The organism is Vibrio sp. 378 (assembly GCF_033339435.1).
On the sequence record NZ_JAWOUO010000582.1, the window covers coordinates 1 to 686 of the forward strand.

1 protein-coding gene is annotated in these 686 nt (G+C 48.5%); it reads right to left on the bottom strand.

The window, feature by feature from the left end; translation table 11 throughout:
- Positions 1-646: choice-of-anchor I domain-containing protein (locus R7Q48_RS27660; RefSeq protein ID WP_411979296.1), on the bottom strand; the 646-nt coding region annotated here is incomplete at its 3' end.
- Between the last annotated feature and the right edge of the window lie 40 nt (positions 647-686).

Genomic DNA, 686 nt, shown 5'->3' on the forward strand with positions numbered 1-686 from the left:
GCGTAACGTCAGCATTGTTAATACCTTTACTCAAATCGACCAACGTCACGCTACCTTCGGGGTCGATACTGTAATCGGAGTTCGGTTCGCCTTCGTTTGCGGTGGCAATGTAACGACCATCTTTAGAAAAACCAACCATATCTGGCAGCGCACCGGTTTTGAAAGTGGTGATTAGAGAAAGATCATCCGAGCGATACAGCGCGATCAAGCCATCTTCCTGCTTATTATTGTTTTCAATCGCGACGGCGACTAAACCATTAAATACAGCAACACTGTTGGCCGCGCCGATTTCAATCCCTGCGGAAGTGCCCGCATCGGTTAGGTCAATAAAATCGGTTTGTGAAGGCGCACTGCTTTCGTTGAGCGACAACACATCCACACGTTTGGCTTGAGCATTGACCACGTAGAGTTTGTCCGTGCACGCATCATAGTTCACGATTTCTGCGGCAGAAGTATCAAACGGCGCATCGGCGATAGATGACCCAACAAACGTCAAACCTTGGATTGAGGTTTCCCCAACAGCGGGTGAACTGATCGGCTTACATTGTGCACTGAAAGATGCGATAACATCGTTCTGTTGCGATGAACATGCGATGGCGAGCGTCGATAACGCCATTGCACCTATTGCCTTAAGTGGGGTGGTCATGACATCTCCTTATCAATCCGATATACTGTCGCTCAATGCA